This is a genomic window from Chitinophaga sp. CCNWYY40 (genome assembly GCF_037483205.1).
GTDB lineage: Bacteria > Bacteroidota > Bacteroidia > Chitinophagales > Chitinophagaceae > Chitinophaga > Chitinophaga ginsengisegetis.
Map to the genome: position 1 here is coordinate 226649 of NZ_JBBHLF010000005.1, position 19702 is coordinate 246350.

Consider the following 19702-nt stretch of genomic DNA (forward strand, 5'->3'; position numbering starts at 1 on the left):
GCACAATTGCACGGAGTCATTAAATGCCCGGTTCAAGATAACCGGCTGCTTGGCTCCATGCCGCTGTGCGATATCAAAAATAACAAAATTCCGGCGAATCAGAACTTGGCAGCAAAGCCAACCCCTATCACCTGTTTTATTTGCAGACGAGGCCCCATTACACCAGTTTCCTTATTCTCAAATACTTTTACATCATCATCATATATCATATCTACGGTCAGCAGGGCGGAAATCCACTTATTAACCTTCAGTTCCAATGCGTTGGTAAAAAACACATCGATATTTCCCGGGTTATGCCTGTAATCGGAAAATAAATCCAGCCGGCCTTTGTAAGTCATGTTTTTGGCAAAAGTCTTTATATAGTTGGCAGACAGGTAGGCGCCTATTTCATATTTAAAATGCGAGCCCGTATCCACTCCATAAGCACCCTGTTTAGAGAGTACGTCATCCATTACAAACACAAAACGGGAAGTAATCGGCGACAGGAATAAAGAAAATGATTTGTCAGGTTTATAGTCAAAACCCGGCGACACCAGCACATAAGCAGGAGAGAAGAATTTTGAGGACAACTGTGGCGTAGTATCTGAAGGATACAAATAACCATTGGTGAATTGCGTACGCAGATTCACTAACCCGCTTAAATACCAGTTTTTGCCGATATCATAACCATACTTGGTTGTCAGGTCAATACGGTCATCATTCTTGCGCCCGCCCAAACTCGTGGTGTTAATATAGCCATATGCGAGGTCGGCCACGTTGTCCCAGGAATGTCTTCCGTTTTTATAAAATGCCCAGGCAAAAAGATTGGACCCAAGGGAGAAAGCAAAATTATCGCCACCCGCAGCCCAGTTACTTAATGATCCCTGATTGATATTGACGTTAATGTTCATCCCTTTTTTCCATAATTTGGGAATGGTGTCATTAGCGTCTTTCTTGATTTTATCAGAAGCTTCTTCTCTCGACTTCTTCATCCAGTCATTTTGCGCGTGCACGGCCGTAAACAATAGCATACAGCAGGCAATGGATAAAGTATTTTTTTTCATCAATTTGTGTTTAAATGAGTATACGTAATAAACCATCCCACTTCTTCCGGGAAGGAAAAACGGGATGGTAAGGGTATTTTTAAAAAAATTTATCTGGATTTTTTCAGTTCATCACGAATTTCCATGAGCAGTTTTTCCTGGGTAGACAGTTCGGCCGGGGCAGGGGCTTCTTCTTTTTTCTTGGTAAGCTTATTCATAAATTTTACCAGCAGGAAAATACAGAAGGCGATAATAAGGAAATCAATCACGCTCTGTATAAAAGCGCCGTAAGCAAATACCGCTACGCCCTTGGCTTTCGCATCTGCCAGCGTGGCCACCTCTCCCTTACTTGTGTCCAATACATAAAAGACGTCATTAAAATTCCTTCCTCCGGTAAATACCCCAACGAGAGGCATCAGGATATTATCTACCAGAGATGTAACAATCTTTCCAAACGCACCACCTATGATCACACCCACAGCAAGATCCATTACATTGCCTTTCATGGCAAACTCCTTAAACTCTTTGATGAACGACATAATGCAAGGTTTTTATTGGTTAAAATAAGTGAACAAAATTAAAGTATAATACCCGAAGACGTTAATTATTAGGTTATTATTTCTTTAGCCGGGGGTATTTCATCTTTAATGATTTCAGTGTATCCCTTAACGTTAGCGCAATCAGGTATTCTTTATACCAGTTCTGATCTGCCGGTACAATCAGCCAGGGCACATAATTACAGCGGTTGATGGCGTCTTCATACGCATCCATATATTTATTCCACAACTTTGCTTCTGCCAGGTCATTTTCGTTATACTTCCACATTTTCCGGGGGTCTTCGGTTCGTTCCATCAGGCGCTGCTGCTGGGCTTCCTGTGATACATGCAGGTAACATTTTATGATGTGTGTATTATTATGAACCGTTAGCAACTTTTCAAAATCATTGATGGCCTCCATCCGTTTAAAAGCCATTTTATCGTCAATCCACTTATGCACACGTTGTATGAGAATATCCTCATAATGTGAGCGGTTAAATACCTGGATCATGCCTTTACCCGGCGCATGCTGATGTACCCTCCATAAAAAATCATGTTCTGATTCTTCTGTGGTGGGTGCTTTGAAAGAGTGTACTACGCAACCCTGCGGATTCAAGGTACCTGTAACATTCTTTATTACGCCGTCTTTCCCACTGGCGTCCATTCCCTGCACCACCAGCAATACACAGTGCTTATGCTGTGCATACAGCAGGTTTTGAAGTTCATCCAGTTCTTCCAGAATTTCCCGGGTTACCGCCTTTATTGTTTCTTTTTCCAGCTTTTTGGGAGCCGATGTGCTGATAGCTGACAATTTGATTTTACCCATGTAGCGCATTCTTATAAATAAATTTAACAAAATAGGGACAGAAGTGTTGCATTAACACGATTTATATTTTGCTGAATATGAAGGATACCTGCACCTTTGTACTCGAAAAATAAAAGATATGCAGCAACGTTTCGCCCATTGGGGAGTGTTTATCCTGTTATCACTCACCTGGGGCAGTTCCTTTATATTGATGAAAATAGGTCTGGAATCATTTACATCCTACCAGGTAGCCAGCTTAAGACTGGTAGCTGCCGGCATTGCACTTTCTCCTTTTTTACCAAAGGCATTCAGACAAACACCGATAAAAAAGCTTCCCATTATTATATTGTCCGGTATCCTGGGTAACGGTATCCCGGCCTTTCTGTTTTGTTTGGCCGAAACGGAAATCGACAGCTCTCTTGCAGGTATACTTAATGCCTTAACACCATTGATGGCCTTACTGTCCGGGATTATTATCTTTAAAAGTCCATTTAAAAAAGCGCAGCTCACCGGCATTTTCGTAGGGCTGGCAGGGGTAGTGTTATTGTTCACCGCCAAAGGTATCAATACAAATGGCCACTGGTATTATGCGCTGCTGGTAATTCTGGCTACCGTAAGCTATGGCGTCAATATTAGTATGGTACATCATAAGCTGCAGGGTTTCAGTTCGCTGCAGTTGGGGTCTATTGCTATGTTCTTTTGTGCCCTGTTCACTTTCCCTATTTTGTGGTGCAGTAATTTCTTTCCACAGTTTTCACAACCGGATGCGCCCTGGCGGTCGCTTTCAGCGGGCCTGGTACTGGGGGTGATGGGAACCGGGGTGGCAGCTGTACTCTTTTTCCTGCTCATCAAAAAAGCGGGATCCATGCTGGCCTCAATGGTAGCATATGCGTTACCGTTAGTAGCAGTAGGGTGGGGATTAGTGGCGCATGAAACAATTACCTGGGTCCAGGTGGGGAGCATGGGTATTATTCTGCTCGGTGTGTACCTCGTAAACAAGGCTAACAAAGTGGCTCCGGCAAAATAAGCCACTGCTAAAAAAAGCAGCGGAGATATTAACCGGATCAGTATCCGTTAATATCTCCGCTGTTATATTTTCAGGCTATAAAACTCTTAAATAGCCATAATTTCTTTCTCTTTTACTTCGCAGTGTTTATCAATCAGCGTAATGTGCTTGTCGGTTAATTGCTGGATATCGGCTTCTGCATCCTTGGCAGTATCTTCACTTAAACCGTCTTTCTGCAATTTTTTAACTGCTTCAATAGCATCCCTGCGGATATTCCTGATGGCTACTTTTGCCTGTTCGCCTTCGTTATTCACCTTTTTCACAAATTCTTTCCTGCGTTCTTCGGTTAATGGCGGGAGGAATAAACGGATGATAACCCCGTCGTTTTGTGGATTGAGACCAATATTAGATGCAATAATGGCTCTTTCAATAGGCTGCAGCATGTTTTTTTCCCAGGGCTGAATGGTCAGGGTACGGGCATCTGCAATGCTTACGTTAGCTACCTGGTTTAGTGCAGTTGGTGCGCCATAATAGTCAACAAAGATACCATCCAGTATTTGCGGATTGGCTTTCCCGGCTCTGATTTTTGTAAGTTCCAATTCCAGGTGCCCGATAGCTTTCTTCATCGAGTCCGCTGCCTCATCAATGATAAGCGTTAGATCATCTTGCATAACATAAATAGTTAAGTGCGTGCAAACCTACAGGTTTTCTTTTAATCGTCAAAGCAACGCCCTGATAATGGAAGTAGAAATGCTTACAAATAACCACAACAAAAGGATTATTTATCTTGTAATACACCCTCTGTTGTAACACGCAATATTTTGGTGGCTTCTTTTGCTGTTGCCGCTGCTGGCTGTACTACCGGTTCCGGTATGGCTTTCGCAGCCAGTTTCTTCCGGCGTGCCAGGTATAATATTCCTGTAAAAAAGGTAGCAGAACCTATTACAACCATTAACAACCAGGTAGCGCCCATTCCCTGCAGCACAAATGCACCAAGTATGTAGGTAGCATTAATGGCTACGGAAACCAGCGTGGTTTGCCTGTGATTGAGTTTCAGGTCCAGCAGGTAGTGATGGATATGGTTTCTGTCGGCAGAGAAAGGAGATCTTCCCTGTAACATACGGACAGCGAATACGCGTAAAGTATCAAATAAAGGTACGATCAGGATGGCAAAAGCCACAGCTGGTGTAGCTCCGATTGGCATCTTACCGGCCGGGTTACCTGCCACATCAATGAATTTCAACACCAGCACTGCATTTACCAACCCTATCAGTAAGGATCCCGTATCACCCATAAAAATGCGGGCGGGGGAAATATTATATATAAGAAAACTGGCCAGCCCACCTGCCAGTGCAAAACCAATGACTGCATAAGTGATTTCACCTACATGCAGAAAATAAGCCCCCAGTACGGCACTTACCAGCAATCCGATGCTGCCGGCATGACCATCTACCCCGTCTATCAGGTTGAAAGCATTGATTACCACAATGAAAGTGAAATAGGTCAGCATCAGGCTGATATTGGGAGGCATGGCATAAATACCCATGAAGCCATACATGCTTGTAATCTGCAGATTGCCCAGGTAGATAATAGCGAAAGACGCCGCCAGCTGCCCGATTAATTTCTTTAACGGAGACAGCCCTACGATATCATCTTTCATACCTACCATGAAAATGATAAAGAACGCCGCCATCATGTATTGAAATGGCGAATTGGCTAACGCAGGTACGCAGATAGCAGTGGCAATTATAAATCCGGAGAAAAAACCGATTCCTCCGAGCGTTGGTATACGCTGTTTATGCGTCTTTCTTTCGTCCGGTTCGTCGTATAAATGCTTTAATTCCGCCACTCTGATCAGTATTGGAATAGAAAAATAGGTAACAACAAAACTTAGGACGGTAGCAATTAATACATTCTCCATTAGTGGGGCTTAATTGTGCAAAGATATTAATTTCAACGAAATGTGAAAAGAAACGTTAAAAAAATCAACTTTTTTAATACTTTGAGATCGCAAAAAAACATTCAACAGCCACAAATTCTACGAAATTCTATTAGTTTTGCGGCACAAAAATTAACAACTATCATGCCACAGCTCAAAGATATTGCTACTCAGGTAAGGAGAGATATTGTACGAATGGTACATGGCGTTCAAAGCGGTCACCCCGGAGGTTCATTAGGTTGCGCCGACTTTCTGACTGCATTGTATTTCAAGGTAATGGATCACAAACCGGAACCTTTTGATATGGATGGTAAGAACCAGGACTTGTTCTTCCTGTCTAATGGACATATTTCACCAGTGTTCTATAGCGCACTGGCCCGTTCCGGCTACTTCCCCGTACAGGAACTGAGCACTTTCCGTAAGCTGAACTCCCGCCTGCAGGGCCACCCCACCACCCACGAACACTTACCGGGCGTACGCATCGCTTCCGGCTCCCTGGGCCAGGGCATGAGCGTGGCAATAGGCGCAGCGCTCGCTAAAAAACTCAATAACGATAAAAATCTGGTATTCTCCCTGCACGGAGACGGTGAGCTGGAAGAAGGACAAATATGGGAATCCGTAATGTTTGCTCCTCATCATAAAGTAGATAATCTTATCATCACCGTTGATCTGAATGGTCAGCAAATTGATGGAACTACAGATGATGTTGCCGGCCTCGGTGATGTAGGCGCTAAATTCGAAGTATTCGGATGGCTCGTTCTGCACATGAATGGTAACGATATGGATGATGTTGTTGCCACACTGGAAAAAGCCAAAAGCCTTACCGGTCAGGGTAAACCCATTGCTATTATCATGAAAACCGTTATGGGTCAGGGTGTTGACTTCATGGAAGGCCACCACGAATGGCATGGTATCGCTCCAAGTGATGAACAACTCGCCAAAGCACTGGCGCAGTTACCAGAAACATTAGGCGACTATTAATTGTAGTTACTTAAAAATATTTAAAAAGGAGGAGCATGAATTCATGCTCCTCCTTTTTAATATTTTTAATCAGGTCCTTATCAGGTGGCCTTCAGTGTAATCGCTTCCACCGCCGCTCTTCTCGCCGGATACCAGCTGGCAGCCACACCTATCACTATAATCGTAACAAACACCAGCAGGAAATCTGCCGCATGCATACTCACTGGGTATGAATCCACCAGGAAAGAGGTTCCCTCCAGCTTAATAATACCAAAATGCTGTTGCAACACACAAAAGGTGATGCCCAAACCAAAGCCCAGCGCGGTTCCTATCCCTGCAATGATCAGTCCTTCTGCCAGGAAGATGCGCATAATCAATGATTTACGCGCACCCATTGCCTTCAGGATCGTAATATCTTTTTGCTTTTCTATCACCAGCATGTACAAAGAGCCAATCATATTAAAAGCGGCAATGATCATAATAAAGCTAAGTATCACGTATACCGCCCACTTCTCCGTTTGCATAATGGCATACAGCGATTGATTCTGCTCATACCGGGTTTGCACTTTGTAATGGCTCCCCAGCAACTTTTCAAGTTGCACTTTCAGTTCTTTATCGTTTATCCCTGCCCGTGTCCCGATTTCCAGCGACGACATCTCATCGTCCCCCATCTGCAACAGGCCCCTTAAAAATTCAATGTTTGTAATAACATACTTGCTGTTAAACTCCTGCTGAATAGCAAAAGTTCCGGCAGGATACAAAACGCCATTGTTCAGCGCATCCTCGGGGGTTACAAAAGCATTCACATTCCTGCGGGGAAGATATACCGTAACAGGTGCAATACTATGCACTACATCCACGCCCAGCGCGCCTTCCAGCTCTAACCCCAGCACCGCCCGGTAAGCCACACTGTCGCCGGTATCAAAACGTCCCCGGATAATGTTGCTTTTCACATCCGTAACATAATTGTAACTGCTGTCAACGCCCTTCAACACTGCAATCGTAGGCTCGTCACCGTAGCGCAGCACCGCCTTCTCTTCAATTACCCGGGAGAAATGGGCCACACCCGGCACCGCTGCTATTTGCTGCAGCTGCGCAGGCGTAAGGATAATTGTTTTACCAGTAACCGGCGCAATCTTCACCGCGGGATAAAAAGAGGAGTAAAGGGATTTTACCAGGCCCTCAAAGCCGTTGAATACACTCAGTATCACAATCAGGGCGCCTGTCCCAACTGCAATTGCCGCCACACTTACCCAGGCAATGATATTGATAGCATTGGTAGATTTTTTTGCCCGGAAGTAACGGGAAGCAAATTGCCAAACCATGTATTTGTAGAATTACGAATGAAGAATAACGAATCCGTAACCCTTATTTCTTGCCGTCCTTAATGTTGGCGTCATCTTCCTTGATCTTCTTAAACAATTCTTCCATCTTAAACACATAGTCAAGGGTATCATCCAAAAAGAAGCTCAGCTCGGGGATTCTGCGCAATTGTTTACCTAATCCTATTCCGAGTAACTTCTTGATTTCACCCATTCTTTCCTTGATCCGCTCCAGCATCTCAGAAGGAGCTTTGATCTGGAACATACTCAGGTATACCTTCGCTTCCAGCAGGTCTGGGGTCATCTTCACGGCAGCAACAGATATCATTCCCCCATCCACCACGTTAAATCCCAACCGCTGAAAAATACCACTCAGCTCCTGCTGCACAAGTTGTCCTATTTGTTTCTGCCTTTTAGTTTCCTGCATCTCATTCAGTTTTAATCGTTAGTAAAACAGTCTGCGTACGATAATAACATAATTACCCCGCCCCGCCAAACCATAACCGGCTGCCAGCAGCCCGTCAGTTGCGAAATTAACCATTTCCGGCAAAGAATAGCCGCATTTACACCCCCTCATACCTTAATTATGCTATTTTTGCCAGCAAGTTAAACAGACTACCAGGAATGAAGACATTCAAGCGATTACTAAGATTTGCCACACCTTTGCACCATTATCTGCCCGAATATGTGATATATACTTTTATAGGTATCATATTCGGTATGGTCAATTTTGCGATGCTGATTCCACTACTGACCGTTATTTTTAACCAGGTGGGAGAAATTCCCCAGGCACTGCCGGAACCACATTTCACCTTCTCTATTAACTACTTCATTGACCTGTTCAACTACTATTTCTACAATTTCATCAGGGCCAGCGGCTCCAAACAAAGCGCCCTGTACTTTGTTTGTGCAGTGATAGGCGTGTGTATCGTGATCGCCAACTTTGGCCGCTACATGAGTGCCAGGGTAATGGTACGGCTTAAAATGACCGTCCTGTCCAGGCTACGTATACGCCTCTATGAAAAATTCACGCAACAATCATTATCATTTTACAGCGATCAGCAAAAAGGAGATCTGCTTTCTTCCATGACCAACGATGTACAGGAAATTGAAAACAGTGTGATCAACGCCATACAAACACTGCTGCGCGATCCATTCATTATAATCGGCTACTTCGCAGCGCTGTTCTATCTCTCTGTAAAACTCACCCTGTTTACCATCGTATTCTTTCCTATCTCCGGTTTACTGATATCGTATGTCTCCAAAAAATTAAAGCTAAAAGGTAAATTCAGCCAGGACCTGCTGGGAAAAATCCTTTCAGTAACAGAAGAAACACTGAGCGGTATCCGGATCATACAATCCTTTACTGCAGAGCGTTTCATGAAAAATAAATTCGGTGAGGTAAACACCCGGTTTGTGAAAGTGAGTAAGTCGATGTACAACCAGCGCGAACTGGCTTCTCCTATTTCTGAAATACTTGGGGTAATCGTTATCGTTATCCTCGTGATCTACGGAGGAAGCCTCGTATTATCAGGCAGCGAACTGCTTACCGGCGCTACCTTCATGACCTATCTTGTTTTCTACTCACAGATCATGCAGCCTGCAAAAAACGTATCTACTTCCATTACTACTATACAAAAAGGAATGGTGGCCAGTGAAAGGATTTTCAAAATTCTTGACGCACCGGTTACCATCCATGAAAAGCCTGATGCGCGCGCTGTGAGCGGGTTTAATAGCAGCGTGGAATACGATGATGTTTCCTTTAAATACGAACAGCAATATGTGCTGAAGCACATCCGGCTTACTATTAATAAGGGGCAGATGATAGCGCTTGTTGGCCGCAGTGGTGCGGGCAAATCCACGATGGCCGATATTTTACCACGCTTCTATGATGTAAATGAAGGTGCCATTCGTATAGACGGTACCGATATACGCGACCTGAAAGTACACGACCTCCGCAGCCTGATAGGCGTTGTATCGCAGGAAGCCATTCTCTTTAATGATACAGTACTGAACAATATTGCCTTTGGTCAGCCAAAGGCCGACAGGGAGGCCATTATAACCGCTGCAAAAATTGCCAATGCACATGAATTTATTGAACAGCTGGACAACGGTTATGACACCATTATTGGCGACCGCGGGCTGAAACTCAGCGGGGGCCAGCGTCAACGCCTTACCATTGCACGCGCTATTTTCAAAAATCCTCCTATTCTCATATTGGATGAAGCCACTTCCGCACTGGATACGGAGTCCGAAAAACTGGTACAGGCAGCGCTGGATAAGCTCATGCAAAACCGCACCACCATTGTAATCGCACACCGGTTGAGTACCATACAACATGCCAGTGAAATCATTGTAATGGACCAGGGAGAAATCAAAGAACGTGGTACCCACGATGCATTGCTGAAGCAGCATGGCATCTATCACAAACTGGTGGAAATGCAGGAATTTAAATAAAGGAATCCTAACGTTAAAGCATATACGCAATATTGCACGTTCCGCTCAAAAAGTGGAACGTGTTGCGTTTTATCCATCTCCACATGGCTTTCCATAACATTTTCTTCTTCCCAAAAAACCGTAACAGGTACGGTTTTTGTTATTGAAGCGCCCTGACAATGCCAACACCAGCTCTTTGCAGCACTTATTTTTTAACCTTTAACATAGCGAACTCCTATGATATCTATCGTAATTCCTGTATTAAACGAAGGTGCTACCATACGCCAGGTTATTAAAACCGTAAAGAAAACAACCCGGAAAATTGAGATCATTGTGGTAGATGATAATTCTACAGACAACACAGTGGAAGAGGCGATGAAAGAACATGTGAGAGTGATTACCAGCAGCCAGCGCGGAAAAGGAATATCTATGCGTGAAGGTATGATGGCTGCCAAACATGATATTATTGCCTACGTAGATGGCGACATCCTGACTTACCCCGACAATATTATAGACCTATTAACTGGTCCTATCGAAAAAGACGAAGCTGACTTCGTCAAATCCTACTTTGAAAGGCAGGCAGGCAGGGTCACCCAATTGGTGGCCAAGCCACTGCTGAGTATATTATTCCCTGAGATTGCTCATTTCCAGCAGCCACTCAGCGGTATGATTGCAGCACGCAAATCTTTCCTTTCCCGTGTGCATTTTGAAAATGATTATGGCGTGGATATCGGCCTGCTGATAGATATGCATCACCTGGGCGCGCGCATCACAGAAGCCAATATCGGGAAGGTGGAAAATGCTATGCAAACCTGGGAACAGCTGAGCAAAATGTCGAGAGAAGTTTCCCGCACCATTCTCCGCAAGGCGGAAAATATACCACAGGAAAACCTCGAAACACTGGGAAATATTAACCTGATCCGGGAGCAAATGGAGTACTCTATCCTGGAATCTATTGATAAATTACAGAAGATGGTCATCTTCAACCTCGACCATGCGGTGTTTACACAAGATTACATGCAATGGGCCGCAGTGGCCTTTGGGCAGGAGGAAGGATTACAGGAAATTGAATCTGCCGGGCATAATGAAGTAACTACATTACATTTAAAAGCTACTCTTTTTGAAGGCCGCAATATTGCAGAACTGCTGGAAGTAGCCGATGCTATTCCATTGGTACCCGGCATCCGCGAAATAGTGCGTGAACTGAAAAAAAGAGGCTATGCTGTTGGTCTTATCACCGATGGATTTGGTACTGTGGCCCGTCATATTAAGAATCAGCTGGGAATGGATTTCGTATTTGCCAATAAGCTGCATCTGGTGAACAGCGTGGCTACCGGCGAGTTTACCATTGCAGATTATTTCATGAAAGGAGCCGAGTATTCCCGTAGCAATATGTATCCTTATATCGCACAGCAATATCATATTAATACACAGAATATCATTTATGTGGGAGATGGAAAACGGGACAGCAAATTATTAACCGAGGCCGGCATCGGCGTTGCTTTTTGTCCACAGTATCCTGGCAATGTTGTAGAAAAGGTTGCCGATAAAATCATCAGTGGTTTATCATTAGCGCCATTGCTGGATATTGCGCAGGCCAGTCCTGCGAAGTTTGGAATCAAGCTACCGGCTATCAGTAAAAAGCAGGCGCGTAATATTGGAGTGGGCAGCCTGATAGGATTAGCCGGAGCAGGATTACTTTACCTGGCCGTACGGCAGATGCGTAATAAAAAAGAGATGGCCGCCTGTTGATAATATCATTCAGCTATAAAACGAAAAGGCGCAGCGGATAACCGCTGCGCCTTTTCTGTCTTAATAATTATTAAGACTATTTACTTTTAGCCAGTTTGGCTTCAATGCTCAAGGTGGCGTGAGGAACTGCTCTGAGGCGTGCTTTATCTATGAGTTTACCGGTTACGCGGCAAATACCATAGGTTTTGTTTTCAATACGCATCATTGCTTTTTCCAGGTGATCGATGAACTGGATCTGACGGCTGGCCATCTGGTTCAGTTGCTCTCTTTCCTGGGAGCCGCTGCCATCTTCCATACTCATGTATTTGTTCTCTGTATCGTCAGTACCTGCCTCGTCTTTACGGGTGATCAGGCCTTGCAGATAGATGAGCTCCTTTTTAGCTGATTCCAGCTTCTTTTGGATCAATTCTCTAAACTCCTGCAGGTCTGAATCACTGTATCTGTATACAGGACCAGTAGGTTGCGCTGGTTGATCCAGCACTGACTTGGTGAATTCAGGTTGGTAAGTTACCAGGGTAGCTTTTCCACCTTTTTTCTCAGATTTTTCAGTTTTTTCGGGTTTCTCGGATCTTTCCGCCTTTACTGACTTTTCAGCCTTAACAACAGGCTTTTCCGCTGCTTTTTTTGTGGATTCTTTTTCCTTAGCAACTTCTACCTTAGTATCTGCTTTCTTTACTGCCATCGTTTTAAGTTCTTTTTCTTCTGACTTAGAAATAAATGGTTTCTCTTTTCCAGCGGAAACACTTTTCGTTACCACTTGCTGCTTTACAGCAGGCTCTTTTTTAACGGTCGATTTCGCAGGTACAGCAACTTTCTTGACGGATGATGTTTTACTGTTTGGTAAGGCAGAGGCCTTTTTCACTGCTTTTTTAGGCGCCGGAGCGGCTTTTTTGGCAGTGCTTTTAGCTACCACGGCTTTTCCGGCTGCTGGTTTTGCTGCTGTTTTAGGAGCCGCCTTTGCAGGGGCTGCTTTTGCAGCTGCTTTCTTTGGAGCAGGCGCCGCTTTCTTTACCGGAGCAGGTTTAGCAGCTTTCTTCGCTGGTGATGCCTTTGCTACAGTCTTCTTAGCCGGAGCCGCCTTCTGGGTCGTTTTACTAGCAACCTTCTTTTTTGTTGCCATGGGGGATTAGCTTTTTTTGTTAACTAATACATTAAATTTAAGGTCGTTTACCTCTATTTCTGTACCATCTTGTAATCGCTCCACTAATTCCAGGCTATCTGCCAAAATTTCCGTGCAAATATAATCATTATAGTTCACAATGGCCGACTTGAGCGTATCCACACTTTCAACTGTTACGTCAATTCTGTCAGTCAATGCAAAATCACTATCCTTACGGATTTTTTGTATCCGGTTTACCAGTTCCCTGGCATTTCCTTCATCCTGTAACTGGGGAGTAATAGTAATGTCGAGCGCTACCGTTAAGGCGCCTTTATTAGCTACTGTCCATCCCGGAATATCTTCGGAAATGATCTCAACGTCAGAGAGTTGGATTTGCAACTGCTCTCCCTCTACAACCAGATTGAAATGGCCGTCGCGCTCAATGGTGGTAATTTCTGCCTCTGTAAACGCGCTGATCGCGGCTGCTACAGATTTCATCTTTGCTCCCATTTTACCACCGAGGGACTTGAAGTTAGGCTTAATCTTTTTCTTGATAAAACCCTCCGTTTCCGTAAGATAATCAATCCCTTTGACATTGACCTCACTTTTTATCAGGTCGGCTACCAATTCTATTTGCTCTTTCATTCTGCCATTTGCCACCGGAATTAAAATCTTCTGCAAAGGCTGACGAACCTTAATGTTCACCTTTTTACGCAAGGATAATACCAGCGAGGAAATATCCTGCGCCAGCTGCATCCTTTCTTCCAGATCAATATCCACCGCACCTTCATTTATCACAGGAAAATCAGTGTGATGGATGGAAGCTGCCTTGCTAAGGCCACTCACACTGTTCAGGTTGTTAAATAACCAATCGGTGAAAAATGGGGAAACCGGGGCCATCAATTGTGCAATTTTTTCCAAACATTCGTATAATGTCTGGTAAGCACTGATCTTATCATGCTCATAGTCCCCTTTCCAGAACCGGCGACGGCACAAACGCACATACCAGTTGCTCAGCTGCTCATCCACAAAACGCTCTATCGCTCTGCCGGCCTGCGTAGGCTCATAATCATCAAAGCTGCTGGTCACATCTTTTACCAGCGTATTCAATACGGAAATAATCCAGCGGTCAATTTCAGGACGTTCTTCTAAAGGAATATATGCTTCCCTGAAAGTAAACTTATCAAGATTTGCATACATAGCAAAGAAGTTGTATGTATTGTACAGGGTGCCAAACAATTTACGCTGCGCTTCACCTATACCTTTTACATCAAACTTTAAACTATCCCAGGGTGAAGCATTGGTGATCAGGTACCAACGGGTGGCATCTGCTCCAAACTTTTCAATGGTTTCAAACGGATTCACCACGTTGCCGAGGCGTTTACTCATTTTCTGCCCCTTCGCATCCAGTACTAACCCGTTGGAAACTACTGTTTTATACGCCACGCTATCAAACAACATAACGCCCAGTGCGTGTAAAGTATAGAACCAGCCACGGGTTTGATCCACTCCCTCAGCAATAAAATCGGCCGGGAAAGCCTGTCCTTTATCTACCAGCTCTTTATTTTCAAAAGGATAATGCCACTGTGCATATGGCATCGCGCCGCTGTCAAACCAAACATCCACCAGATCAGGTTCACGACGCATTGGCTTGCCTGATGGGCTCACCAGGATAATATCATCTACATATGGCTTATGCAGGTCCAGGATGCCCTCATGGAGATAGGACTTGTTCACATCTCCGCCCAACACCTGGTTTGCCTTTCGGATTTCTGCATTCAGTTCCTCAATACCTCCGATACAGATTTCTTCTGTACCGTCTTCTGTACGCCAGATAGGCAACGGCGTACCCCAGTAACGGCTACGGCTGAGGTTCCAGTCCACCATGTTCTCCAACCAGTTGCCAAAACGACCGGTACCGGTGGATGCCGGCTTCCAGTTGATCGTTTTATTCAACTCTACCATCCTGTCTTTTACCGCAGTGGTTTTTATAAACCACGCATCCAGCGGGTAATACAATACCGGCTTATCAGTACGCCAGCAATGCGGATAGGTATGTTCGTACTTTTCTACCTTAAATGCACGGTTTTCTTTCTTCAGCTTCACGGCGATATCCACGTCTACATCTTTGTAATCGGGATCATCTTTATAATTCTTTACATATCTGCCTGAAAATTCACCAACATTCTCTGTAAACTTACCGGTTCTGTCTACCAGCGTTAAAATACCAATACCATATTTCTTACCTACCCGGTTATCATCCGCGCCAAAAGCAGGAGCAGTATGAACGATACCTGTACCATCTTCTGTAGTAACAAAGTCACCGAGGATTACACGGAATGGGTCGCCTTCTTCCGGCTGGGCAAATGGTAATAACTGTTCGTAACGGATATTTTCGAGCTGACTGCCCTTAAAGCTGGTCAGTATCTTCCACGGAATCACTTTATCGCCTTCCTGGTATGCCGCAAAGTCGCCGTTTTCTCCTTCTGCCTTAAAATATTTACCCAGCAGCACTTTAGCCATTATAACATTTACCGGCAGGTGAGTATATGGATTAAAAGTGTTTACCAGTACATATTCTATATTGGCACCTACCGTTAAACCCAGATTTGACGGTAAAGTCCACGGGGTGGTAGTCCAGGCCAGGAAAAATACCTCGTCTGATCCAGCCGCATCAAAAAGAAACTGAGAATTACTTGCTTTTTGGGCCTTAAACATTGCCACAACGGTAGTATCCTTTACATCCTTATAGGTGCCCGGCTGATTCAGCTCATGGGAGCTCAGACCGGTACCGGCCGCAGGGGAGTAAGGCTGGATACTTACACTTTTATACAGGAATCCTTTTTTATAAAGCGTTTGAAGACACCACCAGAGTGTTTCAATATAATTGTTCTCAAAAGTGATATATGGATCTTTCAGATCAACCCAGTATCCCATTTTCAGGGTCAGGTCATCCCACATATCTTTATATTTCAATACCTCCCGGCGGCAGGTATCATTATATTCAGCAACAGAAATCTTCTTGCCTATATCTTCTTTGGTAATCCCTAAAGTTTTTTCAACACCCAGTTCCACCGGCAAACCGTGGGTATCCCACCCACCTTTACGCTTTACCTGGTAACCACGCATCGTTTTATAGCGACACACCAGGTCTTTTAATGTACGTGAAATAACATGGTGAATACCCGGTAAACCATTGGCGCTTGGAGGTCCTTCATAAAAAACAAAAGGAGTGGCGCCTTCGCGCACTTCCACACTTTTTTCAAAAGTCTGGTGCTGCTCCCAGTGTTGCAGTATATCTTTCTCTATCTGAGGTAAATTCAACTGGTTATATTCCTGATATTTGCTGGACATAAAACAATTCCCCGCCCTTTGATGTTATTTAGACAATAATTGATTAAAATTGTGCGAAGTTAAGAAAATACGCTGGCTCCTAAATGGCCATCTTTGCTAAAAACTGTGCTTTTTGAATATTTTTTATTGTTTTTTTTGTAATTTGCAATAAAGAGTATCTAAACTGCGTTTTTGGCATTGTTTTAGCTAACTAGCCAGGAAGAAATTAGAAAAACCTAGTAGTTAATTTTAACCCAACGGAAAAAACCATATCAAATATGAAAAAGTTGACGTTAATATTTTGCGCGGTTCTATTCACTTCCGGCATAACTTTTGCACAGCAAAAAAAATCAGTTAAAAAAACAAAGATAGTTGCCAAAGCGGTGCAAGCACCTGAGGCAGTTAAGAGTTCTTTTGATCAGAATTTTGCGGGAACAGCAGCTGCTAAGTGGACAAAGACAAGTGCAGGACATTGGACAGCAAGTTTCCAAAAAGACAACATAAACACAATTGCAGAGTATGATGCGGATGGCAAATGGGTTGCCACAAGAAGCGCTTATGATGCTCAAAATCTTCCGGAATCAGTGGCTGGTACACTGAAAACAAAATATCCGGCAGCAACCATAAAAGATGGCTGGAAAATTGAGAGATCAGATGTAGCTTCATACTACAAAATCAATATTCAGGATAATGGTACGGACAAGGCAGTGTTGCTGAATGAAGCTGGTACCATCACTGAATAACACAAACAAGTATTTCATAGGTATAGGGATAAATAGGACAGACCCTGCTCTTTTGGGCGGGGTTTTTTATTTGTTATGACTCCTCACATCTGTTTTTCTCACTCCCGCATTTCCCAACATGTGAATTTTTTCCAACGGTAGAACCTGCAAATTCCACACCCCGTAAATCGGAAACCTGTAAAGCTCAAACTGCATTTAACAAAAAGGATGTAAAGTTAATCCTGTATCATTAGTACTACCTGTAAGGTCCTGCCAGGCTGGCGCCATTATAGGATAAGCCGTAGATAAGCCGTAGATAAGCCGTAGATAACTTGTACCTATAGAGATACGGCTTATCGATGACTTATCATCATTTCATCTCCGGGTATAATCCGGGTTATTATCCAATAGACCTGCTTTTGCACTTGCAGCACTATTTCCTACTACATTTCAGAAGAATACTTTTCCCAAACAAAAAAAGTCGCCCGCAGAAGCGAACGACTTTATAAAATCTGGTAGAAACTTTTCTGGCATATTGCACTTCAATGGTGTTTGATATTCATGCAAGTATGATTTATGGCTTTACTTACTTTTGCCAGCCAAGCTTCTTCCAAGGTCAAATCTGATAAGGAAGCTTATAGGAAACGCAAATGGATATCTGCCTATCGTGTTACAAAGAAACACCTATATTTTATCTTCCGTTTTTCAAATCGGGAAAACAAATGATCGAAAAGGGAAAATACCGGCTCATTTGCCGGACTTCAAACTTCTTTTCAGCGCCCGGGAAATGGTAAACCAGTAAAACCGGGCTAACCGCCCCTGGTAGAAATACTTCAAAACCTGCTTGTACTCCCCCTGGAAATGCAATACAGACATCGCCTGGGCCTTTCCATCGGTGGCCTTGCAATACACTGCTTCCCCCTTTAATTTAATCGCCTTCCTGTTGCAAAAAGACTGGTAAACGCCATTCTCGCTATAAACAGAAGAAATGTTATGGTCAATACCCAGCGAGCTGCCGACGGCATTGGAATTCAAGTAGGGAATACCCTTCTCTTTTACCCACATATAGAGCAGGGTCATGTCTGAAATAGCCGTTCTTCCTATCTTTTCCTGCTGTATTTTGTAATGCCTCGCCAGGAAATGATCTTGTTTATTTCTCTTATAAACCTCCAGCAGGTAATCAGTGAAACTATTGATCAGCGCTTTATTCCAGAACGAAAAATGCGGGGAAATCTGGTGTTCGCTACCTTCTCCGTAAAAACCTTCACTGCCAATAAATACACCTTGCAAGGATGTATCTTCCCGGATATGCTGCAGGTTATTCACCAGGTAAATATCTGAATCAGAAAGAATAAAAGTATCCTCATTTTTATGAGCTTCCGCAATAGCGAAGTAACGGGCGAAACAACTTACTTCAAACTCAACCGAGTTGACACTATAGTGTTCATAAAGAGACAGGAATTGCTCATATCTGGTGTTGCCTTTCAATTGATCAGGACCAATTACGGTAAGATTCAGGCTCAAACGCCGGGCTTTTCTTTCATATAACTTTAAATAGATAAGATCCCTGTTTTCATATATATAAATGTCATTCAACATATGTACTATTTTATCATCTGTTTTAGGCATAAACAGATGACTTAAAAATCATATAAATATAGTTACGTTATTTTTAACGCAGAGATATTTCCCTTACAGGGAAAGCATAGCAGTGACGTAGAAGTAATGAAGTAGCTGTGTTTAACGCAACAGCAGTTCGCAGGGCTTCAGCCCTGTGTGCTTTTTAAAGGCAGTAGAGAAGTGGGAAATACAGGAATATCCCATCAGCATGGCTACTTCAGAAACAGACATCCCTTTTTCATACAAAAGCCCTTTGGCCTTTTCCATTCTTTCCTTCTGGAAATAATCATATATAGTGGTACCATACATGGCTTTGAAGCCTTTCTTCAGGTAACATTCGTTCATGGCTACCCGGCGGGCGAGATCCCTGATGGTAATAGGAGAGTCCAGTTGTTCCAACAGGATACCCCGGGCGTTTTCTATTTTTTCGCGGTCTTCCAGATGAGTGAGGAAGCGGCAACCATAGCGTTCGTCGGTATCATTCTGCATAAACTGGTCGGAGCTGTATAATAACAGGTCCAGCGCGCGGCTTTGCAGGAATATATTTTTCAGGATGCCCTCGTAATCATGATGCACCATTGTTTCCAGTACGGATTTGGACTTCGTACAGGGCTGGATGGTTTTCACAAAAGGTTTGCGGGACTGATTCTCAAATAAAGAAAAGGTAGTGGTGCCCTTTTGCAGCGACTGGATAAATGCAGGCTGGAAGCGAACCGTGATCAGGTCTACCGATGGTATCCTGTCATTGCAGGCTTCCTTCTTGCCTTCCGAGCAAAGCTGATCAGTACAGGAAGGATTTTTACAATATTTACTGCCGGCAACACAATACCGCAGCTCAATGGCGGCAGATTGTCCCCTTTTGGCGGGCTGGTAAATAACCATCGCCACATCTTCAACAGGTAACGGTTTATCGTAGGTAAAACGTTGTAACGTAAAATCAAGACAGTCAGGTACTGACACACTATCCTGCTCCGCCAGCTGTAACTGGTCGCTCATCGCGGGCTGCGGAATGGCTAAAGACAATATTTCCTGTATTTCTTTCACTTTATCTGTTTTTAAACGCCGTGCTGTTATAGAAGTCACAAATTTAGGGATTCGTTTTTTAAACAAATACGTTTTGACAATACAGTTACAAACCCACACCTACTTT

At 43.7% G+C, this 19702-nt stretch carries 16 protein-coding genes; 5 read left to right on the forward strand and 11 right to left on the reverse strand.

Features of this window, described 5'->3' with window-relative positions:
* Nucleotides 1-98 precede the first annotated feature (98 nt).
* The 3 genes from V7S65_RS19945 to V7S65_RS19955 all read right to left on the reverse strand — a co-directional run bounded on the left by V7S65_RS19945 (nucleotide 99) and on the right by V7S65_RS19955 (nucleotide 2384).
* Complete coding sequence (locus V7S65_RS19945; protein WP_336387817.1) at nucleotides 99-1043, reverse strand: DUF3078 domain-containing protein; 945 nt, start codon at nucleotides 1041-1043, stop codon at nucleotides 99-101.
* An 89-nt stretch (nucleotides 1044-1132) separates the two neighbouring features.
* A complete protein-coding gene (mscL, locus tag V7S65_RS19950) occupies nucleotides 1133-1561 on the reverse strand; it encodes a large conductance mechanosensitive channel protein MscL (protein ID WP_336387816.1) in 429 nt (142 codons plus the stop codon).
* A 76-nt stretch (nucleotides 1562-1637) separates the two neighbouring features.
* Entirely contained in the window at nucleotides 1638-2384 is a 747-nt protein-coding gene (locus V7S65_RS19955) for a PPK2 family polyphosphate kinase (RefSeq protein WP_079470079.1), read from the reverse strand.
* A gap of 118 nt (nucleotides 2385-2502) precedes the next feature.
* On the opposite strand from V7S65_RS19955, the gene V7S65_RS19960 reads away from it, so the two are divergent.
* Entirely contained in the window at nucleotides 2503-3390 is an 888-nt protein-coding gene (locus tag V7S65_RS19960; protein WP_336387815.1) for a DMT family transporter, read from the forward strand.
* Between the two features lie 86 nt (nucleotides 3391-3476).
* On the opposite strand, the gene frr is transcribed toward V7S65_RS19960, so the two are convergent.
* Together frr and V7S65_RS19970 are read right to left on the reverse strand one after the other, a co-directional pair.
* Nucleotides 3477-4040 carry a ribosome recycling factor gene (gene frr / locus V7S65_RS19965; protein WP_079469817.1) on the reverse strand — a complete coding sequence of 188 codons (564 nt, stop codon included), beginning with the start codon at nucleotides 4038-4040 and terminating at the stop codon, nucleotides 3477-3479.
* 107 nt (nucleotides 4041-4147) lie between these two features.
* On the reverse strand, nucleotides 4148-5290 hold the full coding sequence (locus tag V7S65_RS19970) for a glycosyltransferase family 4 protein (RefSeq protein ID WP_336387814.1): 1143 nt from the start codon (nucleotides 5288-5290) through the stop codon (nucleotides 4148-4150).
* Nucleotides 5291-5452: 162 nt separating this feature from the next.
* On the opposite strand from V7S65_RS19970, the gene V7S65_RS19975 reads away from it, so the two are divergent.
* Nucleotides 5453-6289 carry a transketolase gene (locus V7S65_RS19975; protein WP_079469819.1) on the forward strand — a complete coding sequence of 279 codons (837 nt, stop codon included), beginning with the start codon at nucleotides 5453-5455 and terminating at the stop codon, nucleotides 6287-6289.
* Nucleotides 6290-6369: 80 nt separating this feature from the next.
* On the opposite strand, the gene V7S65_RS19980 is transcribed toward V7S65_RS19975, so the two are convergent.
* Nucleotides 6370-7593, reverse strand: coding sequence for an FtsX-like permease family protein (locus V7S65_RS19980; protein WP_079469820.1), 1224 nt, complete (start codon nucleotides 7591-7593; stop codon nucleotides 6370-6372).
* Nucleotides 7594-7636: 43 nt separating this feature from the next.
* On the reverse strand, nucleotides 7637-8017 hold the full coding sequence (gene rbfA / locus V7S65_RS19985; protein WP_079469821.1) for a 30S ribosome-binding factor RbfA: 381 nt from the start codon (nucleotides 8015-8017) through the stop codon (nucleotides 7637-7639).
* Nucleotides 8018-8214: 197 nt separating this feature from the next.
* Between rbfA and V7S65_RS19990 the strand changes: the two genes are divergently transcribed.
* Together V7S65_RS19990 and V7S65_RS19995 are read left to right on the forward strand one after the other, a co-directional pair.
* Nucleotides 8215-10047 (forward strand): ABC transporter ATP-binding protein, encoded by a 1833-nt coding sequence (locus tag V7S65_RS19990; protein ID WP_111577033.1) that lies wholly within the window; start codon nucleotides 8215-8217, stop codon nucleotides 10045-10047.
* 216 nt (nucleotides 10048-10263) lie between these two features.
* Nucleotides 10264-11778, forward strand: coding sequence for a glycosyltransferase (locus V7S65_RS19995; protein ID WP_111577034.1), 1515 nt, complete (start codon nucleotides 10264-10266; stop codon nucleotides 11776-11778).
* Nucleotides 11779-11854: 76 nt separating this feature from the next.
* On the opposite strand, the gene V7S65_RS20000 is transcribed toward V7S65_RS19995, so the two are convergent.
* Together V7S65_RS20000 and ileS are read right to left on the reverse strand one after the other, a co-directional pair.
* Entirely contained in the window at nucleotides 11855-12898 is a 1044-nt protein-coding gene (locus V7S65_RS20000; RefSeq protein ID WP_111577035.1) for a TraR/DksA C4-type zinc finger protein, read from the reverse strand.
* A gap of 6 nt (nucleotides 12899-12904) precedes the next feature.
* Nucleotides 12905-16231, reverse strand: coding sequence for an isoleucine--tRNA ligase (gene ileS / locus V7S65_RS20005; RefSeq protein WP_336387813.1), 3327 nt, complete (start codon nucleotides 16229-16231; stop codon nucleotides 12905-12907).
* 257 nt (nucleotides 16232-16488) lie between these two features.
* Here ileS and V7S65_RS20010 point away from each other — a divergent pair, with 257 nt between their 5' ends.
* A complete protein-coding gene (locus tag V7S65_RS20010; protein WP_079469825.1) occupies nucleotides 16489-16953 on the forward strand; it encodes a PepSY-like domain-containing protein in 465 nt (154 codons plus the stop codon).
* A 726-nt stretch (nucleotides 16954-17679) separates the two neighbouring features.
* Here the strand turns inward: V7S65_RS20010 and V7S65_RS20015 are convergent.
* Entirely contained in the window at nucleotides 17680-18531 is an 852-nt protein-coding gene (locus V7S65_RS20015; RefSeq protein WP_336387812.1) for a hypothetical protein, read from the reverse strand.
* A gap of 141 nt (nucleotides 18532-18672) precedes the next feature.
* Nucleotides 18673-19635: a helix-turn-helix domain-containing protein gene (locus V7S65_RS20020; protein ID WP_336387811.1), complete on the reverse strand. Its 963-nt coding sequence runs from the start codon at nucleotides 19633-19635 to the stop codon at nucleotides 18673-18675.
* Between the last annotated feature and the right edge of the window lie 67 nt (nucleotides 19636-19702).

What these genes read in the sequence shown, in the direction of transcription:
- V7S65_RS19960 (WP_336387815.1), top strand. Translation starts at nt 2,503, where the DNA reads ATGCAGCAACGTTTCGCCCATTGGGGAGTGTTTATCCTGTTATCACTC.
- V7S65_RS20015 (WP_336387812.1), bottom strand. Translation starts at nt 18,531, where the DNA reads ATGTTGAATGACATTTATATATATGAAAACAGGGATCTTATCTATTTA.
- V7S65_RS20010 (WP_079469825.1), top strand. Translation starts at nt 16,489, where the DNA reads ATGAAAAAGTTGACGTTAATATTTTGCGCGGTTCTATTCACTTCCGGC.
- V7S65_RS19990 (WP_111577033.1), top strand. Translation starts at nt 8,215, where the DNA reads ATGAAGACATTCAAGCGATTACTAAGATTTGCCACACCTTTGCACCAT.
- V7S65_RS19975 (WP_079469819.1), top strand. Translation starts at nt 5,453, where the DNA reads ATGCCACAGCTCAAAGATATTGCTACTCAGGTAAGGAGAGATATTGTA.
- V7S65_RS19955 (WP_079470079.1), bottom strand. Translation starts at nt 2,384, where the DNA reads ATGGGTAAAATCAAATTGTCAGCTATCAGCACATCGGCTCCCAAAAAG.
- V7S65_RS19995 (WP_111577034.1), top strand. Translation starts at nt 10,264, where the DNA reads ATGATATCTATCGTAATTCCTGTATTAAACGAAGGTGCTACCATACGC.
- V7S65_RS19970 (WP_336387814.1), bottom strand. Translation starts at nt 5,290, where the DNA reads ATGGAGAATGTATTAATTGCTACCGTCCTAAGTTTTGTTGTTACCTAT.
- rbfA (WP_079469821.1), bottom strand. Translation starts at nt 8,017, where the DNA reads ATGCAGGAAACTAAAAGGCAGAAACAAATAGGACAACTTGTGCAGCAG.
- V7S65_RS19945 (WP_336387817.1), bottom strand. Translation starts at nt 1,043, where the DNA reads ATGAAAAAAAATACTTTATCCATTGCCTGCTGTATGCTATTGTTTACG.
- ileS (WP_336387813.1), bottom strand. Translation starts at nt 16,231, where the DNA reads ATGTCCAGCAAATATCAGGAATATAACCAGTTGAATTTACCTCAGATA.
- V7S65_RS20000 (WP_111577035.1), bottom strand. Translation starts at nt 12,898, where the DNA reads ATGGCAACAAAAAAGAAGGTTGCTAGTAAAACGACCCAGAAGGCGGCT.
- mscL (WP_336387816.1), bottom strand. Translation starts at nt 1,561, where the DNA reads ATGTCGTTCATCAAAGAGTTTAAGGAGTTTGCCATGAAAGGCAATGTA.
- frr (WP_079469817.1), bottom strand. Translation starts at nt 4,040, where the DNA reads ATGCAAGATGATCTAACGCTTATCATTGATGAGGCAGCGGACTCGATG.
- V7S65_RS19980 (WP_079469820.1), bottom strand. Translation starts at nt 7,593, where the DNA reads ATGGTTTGGCAATTTGCTTCCCGTTACTTCCGGGCAAAAAAATCTACC.